This window comes from Cellulomonas uda, from assembly GCF_006538705.1.
Classification (GTDB): Bacteria; Actinomycetota; Actinomycetes; order Actinomycetales; family Cellulomonadaceae; genus Cellulomonas; species Cellulomonas uda.
The window spans coordinates 41,168-58,793 of the sequence record NZ_BJLP01000014.1 but is presented as its reverse complement, the minus strand read 5'-3'; the positions used below and the strand labels follow the sequence as shown (position 1 = coordinate 58,793).

The following is a 17,626-nucleotide window of genomic DNA, read 5'->3' as shown; positions in this document are numbered from 1 at the left end:
GCGTCAGCCGCGCTGCAGGCGGCGGGTCGCGTCGGCGCGGTCCGCGTGCGCGAGCGTCGCGCGGGCCGCGAGCGCGACCGCTCCCCGTTCCGCGACGACGACCGGGTTGAGCTCGAGGCTGCGCAGCTCGGGCAGCGCGTCGGACAGGACGGCGACGCGCGCGACGACGTCCTCGAGCGCGGCCACGTCGAGCGGCGGCAGCCCGCGGTACCCGAAGAGCCGCGGCGCGGCGCGCGGCGCGCGCACGAGGTCGGCCACGTCGACGTCGGTCAGCGGCGGGATGCCGTACGACACGTCGCCGAGCAGGTCGGACGCGTCGCCCGACATCCCGAGGCTGAGCACGGGCCCGTACAGCGGGTCCTCGACGGTGCGCAGCACGCACGACGACCCGCGCGGCGCCATCGCCTGCACCTCGAGCGGGGCGACGCCCGCCTCGGAGCGGTGCTGCGCCGCGAGCGCGAGCACCTCGGCGACGTCCGCGCGCAGCTCGACGTCGTCCGCCACGTCGAGCCGGATCCCGCCCAGGTCGGCCCGGTGCCGCAGCGCCGGGACGGTGGTCTTGAGCGCGACCGGGTAGCCGATCGCGCGGGCGGCGGCCACCGCCTCGTCGGCGTCGTGCACGGGTGTCGACGCGAGCACGTCCACGCCGACGGTCGCGAGGAGCTGCGCGGTCTGCGCGGCGGTCAGCTCGACCTCGCGCTCCGCCGCCGCGGGCAACCACCCGCGCACGAGGCGTCCCGCGGCACGCAGGTCCGCGCCCTCGGGGTGCAGAGGCCGGCCGTGGTCGCGCGCGCGCCAGGAGGCGTAGCGCGCCGCGAGACCGAGCGCGAGGGCCGCGTCCTCGGGCGTCGCGTAGGCGGGCACGGTGCGCGGCGTCCCGTCGGCGTCCGGCGCCGTGAGCTCGTCGGTCAGCCCGTGCAGGCCGAGCATGCAGGCGACGACCGTCTTGCCGCTGCTCGCGGCGACGCTCGCCAGGGTGCGGGCGAACGCGAGGTCCGGTCCGCCGACGAGCGGGATCCGCACGACGATCGCGACGTCCACGTCGTCGTCCTCGAGCGCGGCGCGCACCTGGGCGTGCGCCGCCTCGTCGCTCGCGTCCTCCGGCAGGACCTGGGCGCCCGCGACGACGAGCCCGGCCGTCGAGGCGGCCTCCGCGACGAGCGCCGCGACGGACGACGAGCTGGACACCACCGCGACGCGCCGTCCCGCAGGCAGGGGCTGCGCGCCGAGGACCTGCGCGACGTCGAGCATCTGGTGCGTGTTCTCGACGCGGATCACCCCCGACTGCCGCATGAGCTCGTCGACGACGCGGGCGGGCGCCTGGGTCGCGCGGACCGCGTGCCCGGGCGGCACCACGTGGCCGGAGCGGCCCGCGGTCAGCACGATCACGGGCTTGGCGAGCGCGAGGCGCCGCGCGACGCGGGAGAACTTGCGGGGGTTGCCGATCGACTCGAGGTAGAGGCCGACGACGTCCGTGCCGTCGTCGTCCGCCCAGAACTGCATCAGGTCGTTGCCCGACACGTCCGCGCGGTGCCCGGCCGAGACGAACTCCGCGAGCCCGAGCCCTCGGCGGCGCACCGCGGCGAGCAGCGGGACGGCGAGCGCGGCGGACTGGCTGAACAGGCCGAGCCGCCCGGGGCGCGGGAGCTCGTCGGCGAGTGAGGCGTTGAGCGCACCGTCCTCGCCGAGCGACACGACGCCGTAGGACCCCGGCCCGATGACGCGCAGCCCCGCGCCGTGCGCGGCGGCGAGCACCTCGCGCTGCAGCGCGAGCCCGTCGGGCCCGGTCTCGGCGAACCCGGTGCTCGTCAGGACGACCGCGCGGGCGCCTGTCTGCGCGACCGCGCGCACGACCGCCGGCGCGCGGGCGGCGGGTACCGCCAGGACCGCCAGGTCGACCGGGCCGGTGACGTGCGCGAACGCCGCCGTGAACGCCGCCGTGAACGCAGCGCCGTGGTCGGCCTCGTCCCCGCCGTTCTCGTCGGGCGCGCCCTCCGGCAGCGGGTCCGTGCCCACCGACTGCACCCGCACGGCCGGGTCCGCGAGCGCGAGGTGCGCGACGAGCGCGCGGGCGATGCCCAGGTGCAGCCGGCGCGGGTGCGCGGTACCCGGGAGGGCGGGTCCGACGACGAGCACCGACCGCGCACCCAGCACCGCACGCATCGAGCGCGCCTCGGAGCGGTGCTCCCGGTCCGCCATGACCGCGAGCGAGCGGTCCGTGGGGTCGATGTCGAACCCGAGCGCGACCACGCCGTCCTCGGCGTGCTGGCGGACCTCGTACCCGGCGTCGCGGAACACCGCGAGCATGCGACCGTTCTGCGGCAGCACCTCCGCCACGAACCGCCGCACACCGCGCTCGCGCGCCGCCGCGGCGAGGTGCTCGAGCAGCACGGACCCGACGCCCCGGCCCTGGTGCGCGTCGGACACGTTGAACGCCACCTCGGCCTCGTCGTCGTCCAGCCGGTCGTACCGCGCGACGCCGATGATCCGGTACCCGGGTGCCTCGTCGTCGTCGACGGTCGCGACGAGCGCGACCCGCGCGTCGTGGTCGACCGTCACGAGCCGCCGCAGGTCACGCTCCGGCAACCGCTCGAGGTGCGCGAAGAACCGCAGGTACGTCGAGCGCTCGGACTGCGCGACGTGGAACGCCTGGAGCGCGTCGGCGTCGGACGGGCGGATCGGGCGCACGCGCGCGGTCCCGCCGTCCTGGAGGACGACGTCGGCCTCCCACGCGGCCGGGTACCGTGCCTCCGCCTCGTCGCGGGCCACCTGCTCGTCCATCCCGTCAGGCTAGCGATCCCGCGCGCCTGGCACGTCCACCTCGTCCCGCACGCGACAATGTGGGTCGACCCCACGCCGGACCACGCCGCAGCCGCAGCACCCGAGGAGCGCATCCACCCATGGCGCGTCGCCCCGCGACCCCGAACCTCCCGCCCGAGGACCTCGTCGAGAAGATCGTCGACATCGACGTCGCGACCGAGATGGAGGGCTCGTTCCTCGAGTACGCGTACTCGGTCATCTACTCGCGCGCGCTGCCCGACGCCCGCGACGGGCTCAAGCCCGTGCAGCGGCGCATCCTGTTCCAGATGGCCGACATGGGCCTGCGTCCCGACCGGCCGTACGTGAAGTCGGCACGCGTCGTCGGCGAGGTCATGGGCAAGCTCCACCCGCACGGGGACGCCGCGATCTACGACGCGATGGTGCGCCTCGCGCAGCCGTTCAGCCTGCGCCTGCCGCTCGTGGACGGGCACGGGAACTTCGGCTCGCTCGACGACGGCCCGGCCGCACCGCGGTACACCGAGGCGCGCATGGCGCCGGCCGCCACGGCGATGACCGCGGACCTCGACGAGGACGTCGTCGACTTCGTCCCGAACTACGACAACAAGCTCACGCAGCCCGAGGTCCTGCCCGCCGCGCTGCCGAACCTGCTGGTCAACGGCGCGTCCGGCATCGCGGTCGGCATGGCGACGAACATGGCCCCGCACAACCTCGTCGAGGTCGTCGCCGCGGCCCGCCACCTCGTGATGCACCCCGACGCGACGCTCGAGGACCTCATGCGGTTCGTGCCGGGTCCCGACCTGCCGACCGGCGGCAAGATCGTCGGGCTCGACGGCGTGCGCGACGCGTACCGCACGGGCCGCGGCGCGTTCCGCACCCGGGCGACCGCGCGGATCGAGAACGTCACGCCACGCCGCAAGGGCATCGTCGTGACGGAGCTGCCCTACACGGTCGGTCCCGAGAAGGTCATCGAGAAGATCAAGGAGGGCGTCCAGGCGAAGAAGCTCTCCGGCATCTCGGACGTCGTGGACCTCACCGACCGCGCGCACGGCCTGCGCCTGGTGATCGAGGTCAAGACGGGCTTCGACCCCGACGCCGTGCTCGAGCAGCTCTACCGCGCGACCCCGCTCGAGGACTCGTTCTCGATCAACAACGTCGCGCTCGTCGACGGCCAGCCGCGCACGCTCGGCCTGCGCGAGCTGCTCGAGGTCTGGGTGGCGCACCGGCTGTCCGTCGTGCGCCGCCGCTCGCAGCACCGGCTCGACAAGCGCCTCGAGCGCCTGCACCTGGTCGAGGGCCTGCTCGTCGCGATCCTCGACATCGACGAGGTCATCCAGGTCATCCGGTCGTCGGACGACGCGGAGGCCGCCCGCTCGCGCCTGCGTGTCGTGTTCGACCTGTCGGAGCCGCAGGCGGAGTACATCCTCGAGCTGCGCCTGCGCCGGCTGACGAAGTTCTCGCGCCTCGAGCTCGAGCGCGAGAAGGAGCAGCTGGAGTCCGAGATCGCCGAGCTGCGCGCGATCCTCGCGGACGACGCGCGGCTGCGCGAGCTCGTCTCCGACGAGATGGCGCAGGCCGCCGCGACCTACGGCACGCCCCGCCGCACGATCCTCCTCGAGTCCGCGGGCGGCACGGCGCTCAGCGGTGCGCCCGCTGCGAAGGGCTCGTCCCGCGCCGCCGCACCGTCGCTCGAGATCGCCGACACCCCGTGCTGGGCGCTGCTGTCCGGCACCGGCCTGCTCGCGCGCACCGCGACCGACGAACCGCTCGAGCGTGCCGCCGACGCGCGGCGTTCGAAGCACGACGTGCTGGCCTCGGTCGTCGCGACCAGCGCGCGTGCCGAGATCGGCGCGGTCACCTCGCGTGGCCGGGTCGTGCGGCTCTCGGTGCTCGACCTGCCCGCGCTGCCGCCGACGAACGGCGCGCCGTCGCTCGGGGGCGGTGTCCCGCTCGGCGAGGTCGTCGCGCTCGAGGCGGGCGAGCGCGTCGTCGCGCTCGCGTCGCTCGCCGACGACGCCCCGACGCTCGCGCTCGCGACCGCGCAGGGCGTCGTCAAGCGCGTCGCGCAGGGGGACGTGCCGGGCAACAAGGACGCGTGGGAGGTCGTCTCCCTCAAGGACGGGGACGAGGTCGTCGGCGCCGCGCACGTCACGGACGACGACGAGCTCGTGCTCGTCTCGTCCGACACGTCCCTGCTGCACTTCACCGCCTCGCAGGTCCGGCCGCAGGGCCGCGCGGCAGGCGGCATGGCGGGCATCAAGCTCGCCGCGGGCCAGCGCGTGGTCGCGTTCGCGAGCGTGCCCGCCGCACGCGCCGGTGAGGCCGTCGTGGTGACCGTCGCGGGGTCGTCGTCGGCGCTGCCGGGCACGCAGGCGGGATCCGCGAAGGTCTCGCCGTTCGAGGTCTACCCCGGCAAGGGCCGCGCGACGGGCGGCGTGCGCTCGCACCGGTTCCTCAAGGGCGAGGACGCGCTGATCCTCGCGTGGGTCGGACCCGCTCCCGCGTGGGCGTGCGGCTCGGCGGGGCAGCCTGTCGAGCTGCCGGCGGTGGACCCCCGCCGCGACATGTCCGGCGTCCCCCTGCACGCGCCCGTGCACGCCATCGGGTGAGGCGTCGGGGCGGCGTCCGACCGCGCGCTCAGACCTGAAGCCCCCGGCGCGCCGCGACGAGCGCCACGACGTTGTCGGGCGGCCGCGCGGCGCGCACCTCGCGGGCCGGGGCGGGACGCACGCGGCGACGCTCGCGGTTGTCCCGCGCGACCGCGACGACGAGCAGCGCCTGGCCCACGGTGTACGTGAGCATGACCCAGACGTCGTGGCCCGCGAGGTCCCAGCCGGGCACGAACCGCCCCAGCGCGATGAGCGCGTCGGACACCAGGAACACCGCACCGCCCACCGCGCCGAGCCGCCCGAGCCCGGTGGCGAGCACCGCCATGGCGGTCAGGACGCCCCCGTACACCGCCACCGGCACGAGCAGCGCGCCCGCGTGCGGGGCGCACACCGCGACCAGGACGACGAGCACGCCCGCGTACGCCGCGAGCCGGCCGGGCGCCGTGCGCACCACGCTGCGGCGCACGCGCGGGGCGAACGCGACCACGTAGGCGACCTGCGCGAGCAGGAAGCACCCGACCATCGCGAGGAACGCGGCGTCACCGTCGAGCAGCCGCGGCAGCGAGTCCCCCAGGAACGACGCCGCGAGCGCCGCGAAGGCCCACGTCACGACGCGCCCGCGCGGCCAGCGGGTCGCGGCCGCGAGCACACCCGCGAGCGCGGGCATCACCAGACACTGCGTGAGGTCGGCGAGCGCGTCGGCATCCGCGAGCAGCGCGCCGAGGTGGGTCGCGACGAGCACGACGTAGGCGACGGACCACGACCGCAGCACGGCCGACGAGAGCATCGGGCGTCCTTCCCGCCGGTGTCCCGGCAGCACGACGGCGGACCTCGTCGTCCGCCGGACGGGATGCTACCCGGGCCGACGCACGCGCCGGGACGCCCGGTCAGGGCTTCGACGCTCAGAGCTCGATCGAGTACAGCGTCGAGCTGTGGAACGCCTCGAACCCCAGCCGCGTGTACAGCCCGAGCGCCCCGGACCGGTTCTCGGTGTCGACCCCGAGCTCGGCGACCTGGATGCCCTCCTCCCGCAGCCGCGCCATGAACGCGGTCAGCAGCGCCGGGGCGATGCCCCGCCCTCGCCACGCAGGCCGGACGCCGAGCAGCTCGACGTAGCCGGAGCTGTAGCCGGCGACCTCCCAGTCCTGCTCGTACCGCCCGGCCACGAGGTAGCCCGCGATCTCGTCGGTCGCATCGTCCACCGCGAGCAGGCTCCACCCGGGCGCGAACTGTGCACGGCCCTCCTGCCACGACTCGGGAGTGCGGGGCTCGCTCCCCCAGTGCGACGCGAATGCGTCGTTGTGCGCGAGCCGCGCGTCCTCGTCGCGCGCGTCGGACCACGCCTCGACGCGCAGGCCGGGCGGCAGGGGCGCGTCCGGGAGGGCGACGTCGAGCGGCCGACGCATCTCGAAGTACACCCGCACGGGCGTCAGCCCCGCGGACCGCAGAAGGCCCACCGTGGCGGCCGCCTGCTCGGACGCGAACGCACCGATGCGCGCCGGCACGTCCTTCCCGGTCGCGGCGAGGAGCTGGCGCGCCCGGTCGACCTCCCACGCGAGCACCTCGCGCCCGATGCCGCGGCCGCGCCACCGCGGGTGCACGCCGCCCTCCAGGAACGTGCGTACCACGCTCACGTCGCCGGGCGGCTGGACGACGAACGCCCACGCCCGCAGCTCACCGTCCTCGTCGACGCCCGCGAGCGTGTCCCGTGCGATGTCCTTGCCCGAGCCGTCGAAGCGCTCGGCGATCTCCTCGTCCGACGTGCGGAACGGCTCCGCGTCGGCGACCTCGATGTCGTTGACGAGCCGGGTCAGCGCGGGCGTGTCGGACGGCGTGAGCGGACGCCAGGTGAGGCCGGTCGCGGTGGACGGCACCCGGACCTCGGCGGGCGCCTGAGCGCGCTCCGCGATCGGGCGCAGCGTGGTGGTGTCGGAGGACATGCGCCCAGGCTCGGGCCTCGACCGGCTCACGGGCAACCGGAATTGGGGTGGGTCAGGCGTCGATGCGCGCGCGGTCGAGCGCGTGCGCGCCCGCCACGATGAAGTCCTTGCGCGGCGCGACGTCCGAGCCCATCAGCAGCTCGAAGATCTCCTCGGCGCGCTGCGCGGCCTCGACCGTGACCCGGCGCAGGGTCCGGTGGCGCGGGTCCATCGTCGTCTCCGCCAGTTGGTCGGCGTCCATCTCTCCGAGGCCCTTGTAGCGCTGGATGTCGTCCTTGTATCGCTTACCGGCCTTGTCGAGCTTCTTGAGCGTCGCCGCGAGCTCGGCCTCCGAGTACGTGTAGATGTACTTGTCGCCGTCGCCGCGCACGCCCGTGAGCTCGATGCGGTGCAGCGGCGGGACCGCCGCGTACACCCGACCGTTCTCCACGAGCGGGCGCATGTACCGGAAGAACAGCGTCAGCAGCAGCGTGCGGATGTGCGCACCGTCGACGTCGGCGTCCGTCATCAGCACGATCTTGCCGTAGCGCGCCGCCTCCAGGTCGAACGTGCGCCCCGAGCCCGCGCCGATCACCTGGATGATCGCCGCGCACTCCGCGTTCTTCAGCATGTCCGTGACGGACGCCTTCTGGACGTTGAGGATCTTGCCGCGGATCGGCAGCAGCGCCTGGAAGTCCGACGAGCGCGCGAGCTTGGCGGTGCCGAGCGCCGAGTCTCCCTCGACGATGAACAGCTCGCTGCGCTCCACGTCGTCGATGCGGCAGTCCGCGAGCTTGGCCGGCAGCGACGACGACTCCAGCGCGTTCTTGCGCCGCGAGATCTCCTTCTGCTTGCGCGCGGACAGGCGCGCGCGCATCTCGCCGACGACCTTCTCGAGCAGCGCCGCCGAGTGCGCCTTGTGCTCACGCCTGCTCGAGGAGAACAGCGCCGTGATCTCGCTCTCGACGACCTTGCTCACGATGCCGCGCACCGGTCCCGTGCCCAGGACCTCCTTGGTCTGGCCCTCGAACTGCGGCTCCGCGAGGCGGACCGTCAGCACCGCGGTCATCCCCGCGAGCACGTCCTCCTTCTCGATGCGCTCGGTCGCCGCGTCCTTCGCGCTGATCTTGAGCTTGCGCGCGTTCGCCTCGACCTGCTTGCGCAGCGTCTTGAGCAGCCCCGCCTCGAAGCCGGCCTGGTGCGTGCCGCCCTTGGGCGTCGAGATGATGTTGACGAACGTGCGCAGCTCCGTGTCGTAGCCGGTGCCCCAGCGCAGCGCGACGTCGACCTCGCACGTGCGCTGCACCTCGCGCGGCGTCATGTGGCCCTTCTCGTCGAGCACCGGGACCGTCTCGGTGAACGTGCCCGAGCCCGTGAGGTGCCACGTGTCGGTCACCGGTGCGTCGGGCGCGAGGTGGTCGACGAAGTCGACGACGCCACCCGTGTGGCAGAACGTCTCCTCGTGCGGCCCGTGCTCGCCCGGCGTGCCGGCGAGCCCGCGCTCGTCGCGCACGACGATCGTCAGGCCCGGGACCAGGAAGCTCGTCTGCCGGGCGCGCGTCACGAGCTCGTCGTACGCGAACACCGCGGACTTCGGGAAGATCTGCCGGTCGGCCCAGTACCGCACGCGCGTCCCGGTGCGCGCCTTCGCGACCTTGCCGACGACCGCGAGCTCCGAGCCCGAGACGAACGGCTCGAACGGCGACTCGGGTGTCCGGCCCGCCGAGTCGTCGTAGACGCCCGGCTCGCCGCGGTGGAACGTCATGCGGTGCGTCCGGCCCTCGCGGTCGACCTCCACGTCGAGACGCGACGACAACGCGTTGACGACCGAGGCGCCCACGCCGTGCAGACCGCCCGACGCGCCGTACGAGCCGCCGCCGAACTTGCCGCCCGCGTGCAGCTTGGTGAACACGACCTCGACGCCCGTGAGCCCCGTCTTGGGCTCGACGTCGACGGGGATGCCACGTGCGTTGTCCCGGACCTCGACCGACGAGTCCGCGTGCAGCACGATGTCGATGCGGTCGCCGTGGCCGGCGAGCGCCTCGTCGACCGCGTTGTCGATGATCTCCCAGAGGCAGTGCATGAGCCCGCGGCTGTCCGTCGTGCCGATGTACATGCCCGGGCGCTTGCGGACGGCCTCGAGACCTTCCAGCACCGACAGGTGCCGAGCGGTGTAGTCCGAGCGGGAGGAGGTCGTCGTCACGCGTGCGATGGTAGTCGCGCCCACCCACGCTCCCCCGCTCGCCATGCCGGGCACGACGTACCGCGACACGCGGGACGTCCGCACCCGCAGCCCGGCGACCTGCGCGGCGTGCGCCGAAGGTCCCTTGCGTGTCGCGTCCGTCACGATCGTGTGACGTTTGGGTACGCGGTGAGCGAACCACCCGCCCTCGAGGGGATGGATCCAGCGCCCGGATGGTTGTATGGGGATGTGACAGCGACGACGACCCCCCAGCTCACCGCCGCCGACCGCTGCGACCGGTGCGGTGCACAGGCCTATGTCCGCGTCGTGCTCCCCGTGGGCGAGCTGCTGTTCTGCGCGCACCACGCGCGCGAGCACGCCCCGAAGTTCGCCGAGCTGGCGACCGAGGTGCACGACGAGACCGACCGACTTCTCGAGGAGCACGGCGCCGGCGCAGTGCGCTGACGCGTTCTCGTCGACCCGCTCGACGAGCGCTCTCGACGACTGTCTCGACGACGAGGCCCGGACCGCGAAGGTCCGGGCCTCGTCGTCGTCCACCCCTCGTGTCGCACGCCCGTGTCCGGCCGCCCGCCCGTCGCGCGCCCCGGTCGGCACATGAGCGTCTCGCAGCCCGGCACGACCTGTGAGGGAATGACCCGTGACGGCACGACCCGTGACGGCACGAGCCCCCGCACCGGACTGGTGCGGGGGCTCGTTCGGCGTGCGTGCGGTGCGACGGCCCTGAGGGCCGACGGGCCGACGCGTCAGTCCAGGTAGTCGCGCAGGACCTGCGAGCGCGACGGGTGGCGCAGCTTGGACATCGTCTTGGACTCGATCTGACGGATCCGCTCACGCGTCACGCCGTAGACCTTGCCGATCTCGTCGAGCGTCTTGGGCTGGCCGTCGGTCAGGCCGAAGCGCATCGACACGACGCCCGCCTCGCGCTCGCTGAGCGTGTCGAGGACCTGGTGCAGCTGCTCCTGCAGGAGCGTGAAGCTCACGGCGTCCGCGGGCACGACGGCCTCGGAGTCCTCGATGAGGTCACCGAACTCGCTGTCGCCGTCCTCGCCGAGAGGCGTGTGCAGCGAGATCGGCTCGCGGCCGTACTTCTGGACCTCGACGACCTTCTCGGGCGTCATGTCCAGCTCCTTGGCCAGCTCCTCCGGCGTGGGCTCGCGGCCCAGGTCCTGGAGCATCTGGCGCTGCACGCGGGCGAGCTTGTTGATGACCTCGACCATGTGCACGGGGATGCGGATGGTGCGCGCCTGGTCGGCCATCGCACGCGTGATCGCCTGGCGGATCCACCACGTCGCGTAGGTCGAGAACTTGTAGCCCTTGGTGTAGTCGAACTTCTCGACCGCACGGATCAGACCGAGGTTGCCCTCCTGGATCAGGTCCAGGAAGAGCATGCCGCGGCCCGTGTACCGCTTGGCGAGCGAGACGACGAGGCGCAGGTTCGCCTCGAGCAGGTGGTTCTTGGCGCGGCGACCGTCGCCCGCGATCCACTCGAGCTCGCGCCGCAGCTTGGGCTCCATCGACACGCCCGAGCCGAGGCGCTCCTCCGCGAACAGGCCGGCCTCGATGCGCTTGGCGAGCTCGACCTCCTGCTCGGCGTTCAGCAGCGCGACCTTGCCGATCTGCTTGAGGTAGTCCTTGACCGGGTCGGCCGTGGCACCCGCGGTGACGACCTGCTGCGCGGGTGCGTCGTCGTCGTCCGCGTCGGAGTAGACGAAGCCCGAGTCCTCGGACTCCTCGGTGGCCTTGGCCGCCGGTGCGGCGGGCTTCTCCTCCTCGGCGTCCTCGTCGGTCGCCTCGGCGTCCGGCTCGGCGTCGGCCTCGACCTCGAGCTCCGCCTCGTCGATCTCCTCGATCTCGACGTCCTCGTCGTCCTCGGCCGGCGCGTCGTCGTCGGTGCCCTTGGCCGCGGACTTCGCGCCCTTGGCGGTCGTCTTCGCGCCGCCCTTCGCCGCAGGCTTGGCGGCCGCCTTGCCCGCCGGCTTCGCGGCTGGCTTCGCAGCCGGCTCGTCGTCGTCGGCGGTCGCGACCGCCTTGACGGCCTTCGATGCCGACTTCGTCGCGGGCGCGGCGGCGACCGCCGCCTTCGCGGTGGTGCGGGTCTTGGCGCTGGTCGCAGCGGCGACCCGCGGAGCGGCCGCGTCACTCACCGTGACGCCCGCCGTGGCCAGGCCCCGGACGACGGCCTTGAGCCGCTTGGCGTCCTCGACGCCGGCCTGCTCGCACGCCGAGCGGACCTCGGCGGCTCCGACGGAGCCGTGGGTACGGCCCCTGACCACGAGGTCCTGCAGCGCAGGGTGCTCGAACTCACGAGGGAGTGCGGGATGCGGGGTCTGGGACGACACGAACGACCTTTCGGCAGCACGACACCGGCGACGAGGCCGGGTGGTAGACGGATATTGTACCGAGCCGACGCCACCGCAGAGTCGTCCTGCGCACACGTGTGCGCGACGACCGGGTGGAGTTCTCGGCGGGAGCCTCGTTGGCGCCGCGGGGGGACGAGCGGTCGGACCGTCGTCGGCGCGCGCGGCACGCAGGTGGAGTCCTCTCACGCGGCCGGTCGGTGGCGACGCCGGGACCTCCACCCCCACCCAACGCACGGACGGCCCGGAGGATTCCCGGCCCGGGAAGACGTGCCGCCGATCACCCGAACGGGCGCACCGAGCGCGACGGACCGAGGCCCCCGCGACGTCTGGGACCCGAAGCCCCTGACGCGTCAGTGCTTGGGCTTGACCGTCAGGACGGGGCAGGGGGCGTCGAACAGCACGCGCTGGGCGTTGGCCCCGAGGATCAGCTTGCCCACGGGGCTGCGCTGCCGCAGGCCGAGCACCACCAGCTCCGCCCCGGTCTCCTCCGCCGTCGCGATGAGGTCGTCCGCGACGTCCCCGCCGTCGAGCAGCCGCACCTCGTGCGGCACACCCTGTGACGTGAGGTTCGCCGCGACGCTCGCGAGCTCCGACTCGACCAGCGCGCGCTGCTCCGCGGGCTCGTCGGCACGCGAGCTCACGACGACCACCACGCTACGACCACGGATGTTCGCCTCCTGGACCGCCGCGTCCAGGGCGGCGCGACCCTCCGGCGTCGCCAGGTAGCCGACCACGATGCCCATGCTGAGCTCCTTTCGACGCCCGTGCGAGGACCGTACCGCCGCGCGGCCCGTGGCTCCACCTGCGGCGACGCGCGTGGCGTGGCGCGTCGCACCTCGCACCGGCGTGCCGCACCCGCGCGCCGCTACCTCGGCGGGACGTCCCGAGGGTCGGGCGCGTGGTCCGCGCGGCCGTCGTCGATCCCACCGTCGACGCCGGCGTCGGGACCCGGCACGTCGTCGGGCGTGCCCGCGTCCTCCGGCACGTCGTCACGCGTCCAGCCCGGGCCGAGCCCCGCCGAGAGCGCGGATGCCAGCAGCGCCGCGAGCCGGTAGCCCGGGTCGTCGCGCAGGGCACGGTCGAGCAGGATCTGCGCGCGCGCCCCGTCACCGCGCCACCACGCGAGGAGCGCGAGCAGGGACAGCGCGGGGGCCTGCGCGTCACGTCGCCCGTGCGCGACGAGCGCCTCGAGCGTCTCCTCGTGCAGCCGGACGAGCGTCTCGGGCGGGGGCAGCGCCGCGTCCGAGCGCACGATCCGCGCGGTCACCTGCTGCATCGCCGCGTCCACCGAGACGCTGGGCCGCTCGCCCCGCACGCTGCGCTCCGGCAGGTCGCCGACACCGGGCACGAACGAGGCGAGCACCGCGTCCCGCACCCGGCGGTCCTGGAGCCCGGCCTCCAGCCGACCCCACGGCGCGGGCGTCCCCGCCGGCGCGCGTCCCGCGACGAGGTCGACCGCCGACCGCCACGCGGCCACCGCCCCGAGCCGCCAGTGCTCGCACGCGGCCGGCCCGTCGGTCTGCGCCTGCGCGGCGCGTCGCTCCCACCGTTGGCGGGCGCGGGCGACGACGCGCCGACGCTGCGGATCCGCCAGCGGGATGCGCACGAGGTCGTCGCGCGAGCTCGCGACGGTGGCACCCTCGAGCACCATGCGCGCCGAGACCTGCGTCGACTCGAGCTCGCGCAGCGGGCGGCCACCCGGCGGGCAGCACGAGCGCGCGCAGTCGTAGGACAGGTAGCCGGTCGACGTCACCACCCACACGGCGACCTCGCCGAGCGGGGCGTCCGCCGCCTCGCGGTAGTGCATGACCGCACGCGCCAGCGCGCGCGCCTCGTCGTCGTCGGCCAGCCGCGGGTCGGCGTCGGTGTAGACGACGAGGATCGTGCCCTGCGCTCGGTCGCGGCCCATGACGGCCACCGTCGCCCGCGCGACCTGCGCCCCCACGTCCGGGTCGGCGAGCGCGGGCAGGTCGACACGCATCACCACGCCGACGCGTCCGCGCGGTGCGCGCAGGCTGACCGCGACCGCGCTGTCGCGCGGCCGGAAGCCGAGCCGGTACGGGAGCAGGGAGAGGATCTCGCGGGGCTCGTTCACCCGCAGCGTCGTGGTCGCCGTCATGGCCGCAGCACACCGCACGCGGGGGGGCACGCGGGGCGCCGCTCCCCCGGCCTGTGGAACGTGCGGGCGGCCCGGCGGCCTGGGGTCGGGTCGCGGCTACGCTGTCGCGGTGCTCCGGACCACATCACGCGTCGCCGCCCTGGCGGTCGCCGCGCTGCTCGCCGTCAGCGGCTGCACGAGCTCGCAGCCCGCGCGGCTGGACCCGTCGCAGGAGGCGGACGAGCACTCCCTGCTCGCCGAGCCCGCTGTCACCGCCGAGGCGACGTTCGACACGCCGGACGACGAGCACGCGGCCGTCGGCGAGCTCGCCGACGGCTTCCCTGCGGACCTGGTGCCGCTGCCTGCCGACGCGCAGATCCTCGTGTCGTCCGCCGAGGTCGACGCCGACGGCGGGACCACGACCCTCAGCCTCAACCTGCGCACGGCGGTCGAGGCCACCACGCTCATGACGGACCTGCGGCGCGCGCTCACGGACGCCGGCTTCACGGAGGCACCGGTCGCGACGCCGCCGGCGGGGGTCGCGGCGGAGTCGACGTTCGCGCGCAGGTCCGGCGAGGTCCTCACCGTCGCGGTCCTCGACCGTGACGGTGTCCGCACGCTCACGCTCGGCGGCCGCGTGGTGGTCCCCTAGGCTGCCGTGGTGACCCGCCACACCGACCCCTCGTCCGAGTCCACGTCCGACGTGCGCACGCTCGTCGACCTCGAGGACGTCCGCGGCGGGGTCGACGCGCTGCTGGCGGAGCACGTCACGCAGCTGCGCGGCACGCTCGCGGCGATCAGCCCGGAGGCCGACCTCCTCGCCGACGCGGTCGAGAGGATGCTGTCGGGCGGCAAGCGCCTGCGCGCGGCGTTCTGCTGGTGGTCCTGGCGCGCGCACGGCGGCGAGCCGGACGGACCGGACGCCGCGGCGGTCCTGCGCGTGGGCGCGGCCCTGGAGCTGTTCCAGGCGGCGGCGCTGTTCCACGACGACGTCATGGACGACTCCGACACGCGCCGCGGCCTGCCCGCCGCGCACCGCGCGTTCGCGGACCTCCACGTCGAGCAGGGCCTGCACGGCGACGCCGTCCGGTTCGGCACCTCCGCGGCGATCCTCCTGGGCGACCTCGCGCTCGTCGCGAGCGAGCAGGAGTTCGCGCGCGCGCTCGAGCCGCTGCCCCTCGCGCGCCAGCAGCGGGCCCGGGCCGTGTTCGACCTCATGCGCACCGAGGTCACGGTGGGCCAGTACCTCGACGTGCTCGCGCAGTCCCAGCCGTGGGGTCGAGACCCGGCCGCCGACGAGCGACGGGCTCGCGAGGTCATCCGGGCCAAGTCGGCGCGGTACAGCGTCGAGCACCCGCTCTCGCTGGGGGCTGCCCTGGCGGACGCGGACGACGACGCGCTCGCGACGGTGCGGGCCGTCGGGCTCCCGCTGGGCGAGGCGTTCCAGCTCCGGGACGACGTGCTGGGCGTGTTCGGCGACCCCGCGACGACGGGGAAGCCGGCGGGTGACGACGTGCGCGAGGGCAAGCGCACGGTTCTCGTCGCGCGTGCGGCGCGGCGAGCACGCGAGCGTGGCGACGCCGCGACGGGTGACCTGCTCGGCGCGAGCCTCGGCGACCGCACGCTCGACGACGCGCAGGTCGCGCGCGTGGCGCGGGCGATCCGCGCGACGGGTGCCGTGGACGAGGTCGAGCGACTGATCGACGACCTGGCGCACGAGGCCCTCTCGCTGCTCGCCGAGCAGCCCTGGCCCGCGCCCGCCGCGGACGTGCTGACGCGGCTCGCGCACGCGGCGGTCGACCGGCGCGCCTGACCGTTACCTGACGGTCACCGCGTCGCGGAGGCCCCGGTCGCGGTGGACGCGCCGGCGGGCGGGAGCTAGAGCTCGGCCTGGGCGCGGCGTCGGACCTCGGTCTTCTGGCCTGCCCGCAGCGCGTCGATCGGCGCGCCGGGCAGGGAGTCGTCCGGCGTGAAGAGCCAGACGATCGCCTCCTCGTCGGAGAAGCCCGCGTCGGCGAGCACCGTCAGCGTGCCCTGGAGCCACGGCAGCGCGGCCCACTCGCCGGTCGCGCCGGCGCCCTGGTGACCGGGCACCAGGAAACGCTCCGGCACCGACAGGACGCGGGGCTCGCCCCGGCGCATGCCGACGAGCTTGCGCTCCTGCAGCAGGCGCCGGACCTTGCCGACGTCGAGGCCGACGCGCTCGGCGACGTCGGGCAGGGTCAACCAGGAGTCGACGAGGGCGTCGGCAGCAGCCGCGTGCGGGTCCAGGGTCTCGCTCACGGTGCCCAGACTACGCAGCGTCCGGGCCGTCGCCGCGCACCCGCCGTCCGGGTGGCGCGCGGGGCTCGGGGTTTCCTCCTCCGGGCGTGTCGGCTAGTTTCACTTCTGTCACATCAGCCACACCAGTCACGCGTCTTGACTCGTGTCACACCGTTCAGGGGGGCGTCATGGCCTCGAGCACCGCAGCCGCACGCCGTTCGCAGACCGCCCGCGCCGAGCGCGACGGTCGTCGGCGGACCGCACGCCGGGCCGCGAGCGGGACGGGTGCCACGCTCGCGCTCGTCGCGATCTCGGTCTCCACCTCCGGAGCCGCGCACGCGGACGACTCCTACACCGTGCGCGACGGCGACACCGTGAGCCACATCGCCACCCGCACCGGCGCGAGCATCGCCGCGATCACGCGCGCCAACGCCCTCGCCGACCCCTCGCGCATCCGCGCCGGGCAGGTGTTGACGATCCCGACCACGTCGTCCCGCTCGGCCGCGCGCCCGACGAGCACCCCGGCGCAGGCGCCCGTGGCGCGGCACGTCGTGCGCGCGGGTGAGACCGTGTCGGGCATCGCCGCGCGGACCGGCACGAGCGTCCGGGCGATCATCGCGGCCAACCGCCTGCGCGCCGACGGCCTCATCATCGAGGGCCAGACCCTGACGATCCCCGGCAGCGGCAGCACCGCGCCGCAGGCACGCACGACCGCCCCGGGGCGGACCTACACCGTCCGCGCCGGCGACACCGTCTCCGGCGTGGCGGCGCGGTTCGGCACGAGCGTCTCCGCCATCGTCTCCGCCAACGGCCTCGGCGCGAACGCCATGATCCGGGTCGGGCAGACGCTGCGCCTCGGCGGCGCCGCCTCGTCGACGCCTGCCCCCTCGACGGGACGCCCGCTCGTCGGCTCGACGTTCGAGGGCCGCACCTACGCGCGTGACGTCGTCGACGCCGCCAACGCCAACAAGCGCGCGCTGCTCGCCGCCGGCGTCCCCTCGACGGCGCAGATGCAGGCGAAGGTCGCCGCGACCGCACGGGCCTACGGCCTCGACCCGGCGCTCGCGCAGGCCATCGCGTTCCAGGAGTCCGGGTTCAACCACACGGCCGTCTCCCCTGCCAACGCGATCGGCACCATGCAGGTGATCCCGAGCTCGGGCGACTGGGCGTCGAGCATCGTCGGGCGTCAGCTCGACCTGCTGGACCCCGACGACAACGTCACCGCGGGTGTCGTCATCCTGCGTGCGCTCGTGCGCATGTCGCCGGACCTGCCCAGCGCGATCGCCGGCTACTACCAGGGCGCGGCCTCGGTGCGGAAGTACGGCATGTTCTCGGACACGCGTCGCTACGCCGCGAACGTCCAGACCCTCATGACCCGCTTCCGCTGACCGGCGACG

General features: G+C 74.6%; 13 protein-coding genes. 5 read left to right on the top strand and 8 right to left on the bottom strand.

Features of this window, described 5'->3' with window-relative positions; genetic code table 11:
• Positions 1-3: 3 nt before the first annotated feature.
• A complete protein-coding gene (locus tag CUD01_RS05700; RefSeq protein WP_141319409.1) occupies positions 4-2,781 on the bottom strand; it encodes a GNAT family N-acetyltransferase in 2,778 nt (925 codons plus the stop codon).
• Positions 2,782-2,900: 119 nt separating this feature from the next.
• Between CUD01_RS05700 and CUD01_RS05695 the strand changes: the two genes are divergently transcribed.
• Positions 2,901-5,387 (top strand): DNA gyrase/topoisomerase IV subunit A, encoded by a 2,487-nt coding sequence (locus CUD01_RS05695; protein WP_094180202.1) that lies wholly within the window; start codon positions 2,901-2,903, stop codon positions 5,385-5,387.
• A gap of 28 nt (positions 5,388-5,415) precedes the next feature.
• Here CUD01_RS05695 and CUD01_RS05690 read toward each other — a convergent pair whose 3' ends face one another.
• The 3 genes from CUD01_RS05690 to CUD01_RS05680 all read right to left on the bottom strand — a co-directional run bounded on the left by CUD01_RS05690 (position 5,416) and on the right by CUD01_RS05680 (position 9,509).
• Positions 5,416-6,174, bottom strand: coding sequence for a lysoplasmalogenase family protein (locus CUD01_RS05690; RefSeq protein ID WP_094180203.1), 759 nt, complete (start codon positions 6,172-6,174; stop codon positions 5,416-5,418).
• A 115-nt stretch (positions 6,175-6,289) separates the two neighbouring features.
• Complete coding sequence (locus CUD01_RS05685) at positions 6,290-7,327, bottom strand: GNAT family N-acetyltransferase (protein ID WP_141319407.1); 1,038 nt, start codon at positions 7,325-7,327, stop codon at positions 6,290-6,292.
• Between the two features lie 52 nt (positions 7,328-7,379).
• Entirely contained in the window at positions 7,380-9,509 is a 2,130-nt protein-coding gene (locus CUD01_RS05680; protein WP_141319405.1) for a DNA gyrase/topoisomerase IV subunit B, read from the bottom strand.
• A 195-nt stretch (positions 9,510-9,704) separates the two neighbouring features.
• On the opposite strand from CUD01_RS05680, the gene CUD01_RS05675 reads away from it, so the two are divergent.
• A complete protein-coding gene (locus CUD01_RS05675) occupies positions 9,705-9,953 on the top strand; it encodes a DUF7455 domain-containing protein (RefSeq protein ID WP_094182202.1) in 249 nt (82 codons plus the stop codon).
• Between the two features lie 299 nt (positions 9,954-10,252).
• On the opposite strand, the gene CUD01_RS16985 is transcribed toward CUD01_RS05675, so the two are convergent.
• The 3 genes from CUD01_RS16985 to CUD01_RS05660 form a co-directional block, all read right to left on the bottom strand.
• Positions 10,253-11,848: an RNA polymerase sigma factor gene (locus tag CUD01_RS16985; protein ID WP_094180205.1), complete on the bottom strand. Its 1,596-nt coding sequence runs from the start codon at positions 11,846-11,848 to the stop codon at positions 10,253-10,255.
• A gap of 371 nt (positions 11,849-12,219) precedes the next feature.
• Complete coding sequence (locus tag CUD01_RS05665) at positions 12,220-12,612, bottom strand: universal stress protein (RefSeq protein WP_141319403.1); 393 nt, start codon at positions 12,610-12,612, stop codon at positions 12,220-12,222.
• A 122-nt stretch (positions 12,613-12,734) separates the two neighbouring features.
• Positions 12,735-13,988 carry a DUF4192 domain-containing protein gene (locus CUD01_RS05660; protein WP_166771997.1) on the bottom strand — a complete coding sequence of 418 codons (1,254 nt, stop codon included), beginning with the start codon at positions 13,986-13,988 and terminating at the stop codon, positions 12,735-12,737.
• Between the two features lie 109 nt (positions 13,989-14,097).
• On the opposite strand from CUD01_RS05660, the gene CUD01_RS05655 reads away from it, so the two are divergent.
• Together CUD01_RS05655 and CUD01_RS05650 are read left to right on the top strand one after the other, a co-directional pair.
• Entirely contained in the window at positions 14,098-14,619 is a 522-nt protein-coding gene (locus tag CUD01_RS05655) for a hypothetical protein (protein ID WP_141319401.1), read from the top strand.
• 9 nt (positions 14,620-14,628) lie between these two features.
• Positions 14,629-15,780 (top strand): polyprenyl synthetase family protein, encoded by a 1,152-nt coding sequence (locus tag CUD01_RS05650; RefSeq protein ID WP_244937675.1) that lies wholly within the window; start codon positions 14,629-14,631, stop codon positions 15,778-15,780.
• Between the two features lie 65 nt (positions 15,781-15,845).
• Here CUD01_RS05650 and CUD01_RS05645 read toward each other — a convergent pair whose 3' ends face one another.
• Positions 15,846-16,250 carry an Rv2175c family DNA-binding protein gene (locus CUD01_RS05645; RefSeq protein ID WP_232514677.1) on the bottom strand — a complete coding sequence of 135 codons (405 nt, stop codon included), beginning with the start codon at positions 16,248-16,250 and terminating at the stop codon, positions 15,846-15,848.
• Between the two features lie 167 nt (positions 16,251-16,417).
• Here CUD01_RS05645 and CUD01_RS05640 point away from each other — a divergent pair, with 167 nt between their 5' ends.
• On the top strand, positions 16,418-17,617 hold the full coding sequence (locus CUD01_RS05640) for a LysM peptidoglycan-binding domain-containing protein (protein WP_094180208.1): 1,200 nt from the start codon (positions 16,418-16,420) through the stop codon (positions 17,615-17,617).
• Positions 17,618-17,626 lie beyond the last annotated feature (9 nt).

Bases quoted from the DNA above. Each gene is read 5' to 3' on its own strand.
- CUD01_RS05660 (WP_166771997.1), bottom strand. From the start codon at position 13,988: ATGACGGCGACCACGACGCTGCGGGTGAACGAGCCCCGCGAGATCCTC.
- CUD01_RS05675 (WP_094182202.1), top strand. From the start codon at position 9,705: ATGGATCCAGCGCCCGGATGGTTGTATGGGGATGTGACAGCGACGACG.
- CUD01_RS05690 (WP_094180203.1), bottom strand. From the start codon at position 6,174: ATGCTCTCGTCGGCCGTGCTGCGGTCGTGGTCCGTCGCCTACGTCGTG.
- CUD01_RS05665 (WP_141319403.1), bottom strand. From the start codon at position 12,612: ATGGGCATCGTGGTCGGCTACCTGGCGACGCCGGAGGGTCGCGCCGCC.
- CUD01_RS05695 (WP_094180202.1), top strand. From the start codon at position 2,901: ATGGCGCGTCGCCCCGCGACCCCGAACCTCCCGCCCGAGGACCTCGTC.
- CUD01_RS05685 (WP_141319407.1), bottom strand. From the start codon at position 7,327: ATGTCCTCCGACACCACCACGCTGCGCCCGATCGCGGAGCGCGCTCAG.
- CUD01_RS05700 (WP_141319409.1), bottom strand. From the start codon at position 2,781: ATGGACGAGCAGGTGGCCCGCGACGAGGCGGAGGCACGGTACCCGGCC.
- CUD01_RS05640 (WP_094180208.1), top strand. From the start codon at position 16,418: ATGGCCTCGAGCACCGCAGCCGCACGCCGTTCGCAGACCGCCCGCGCC.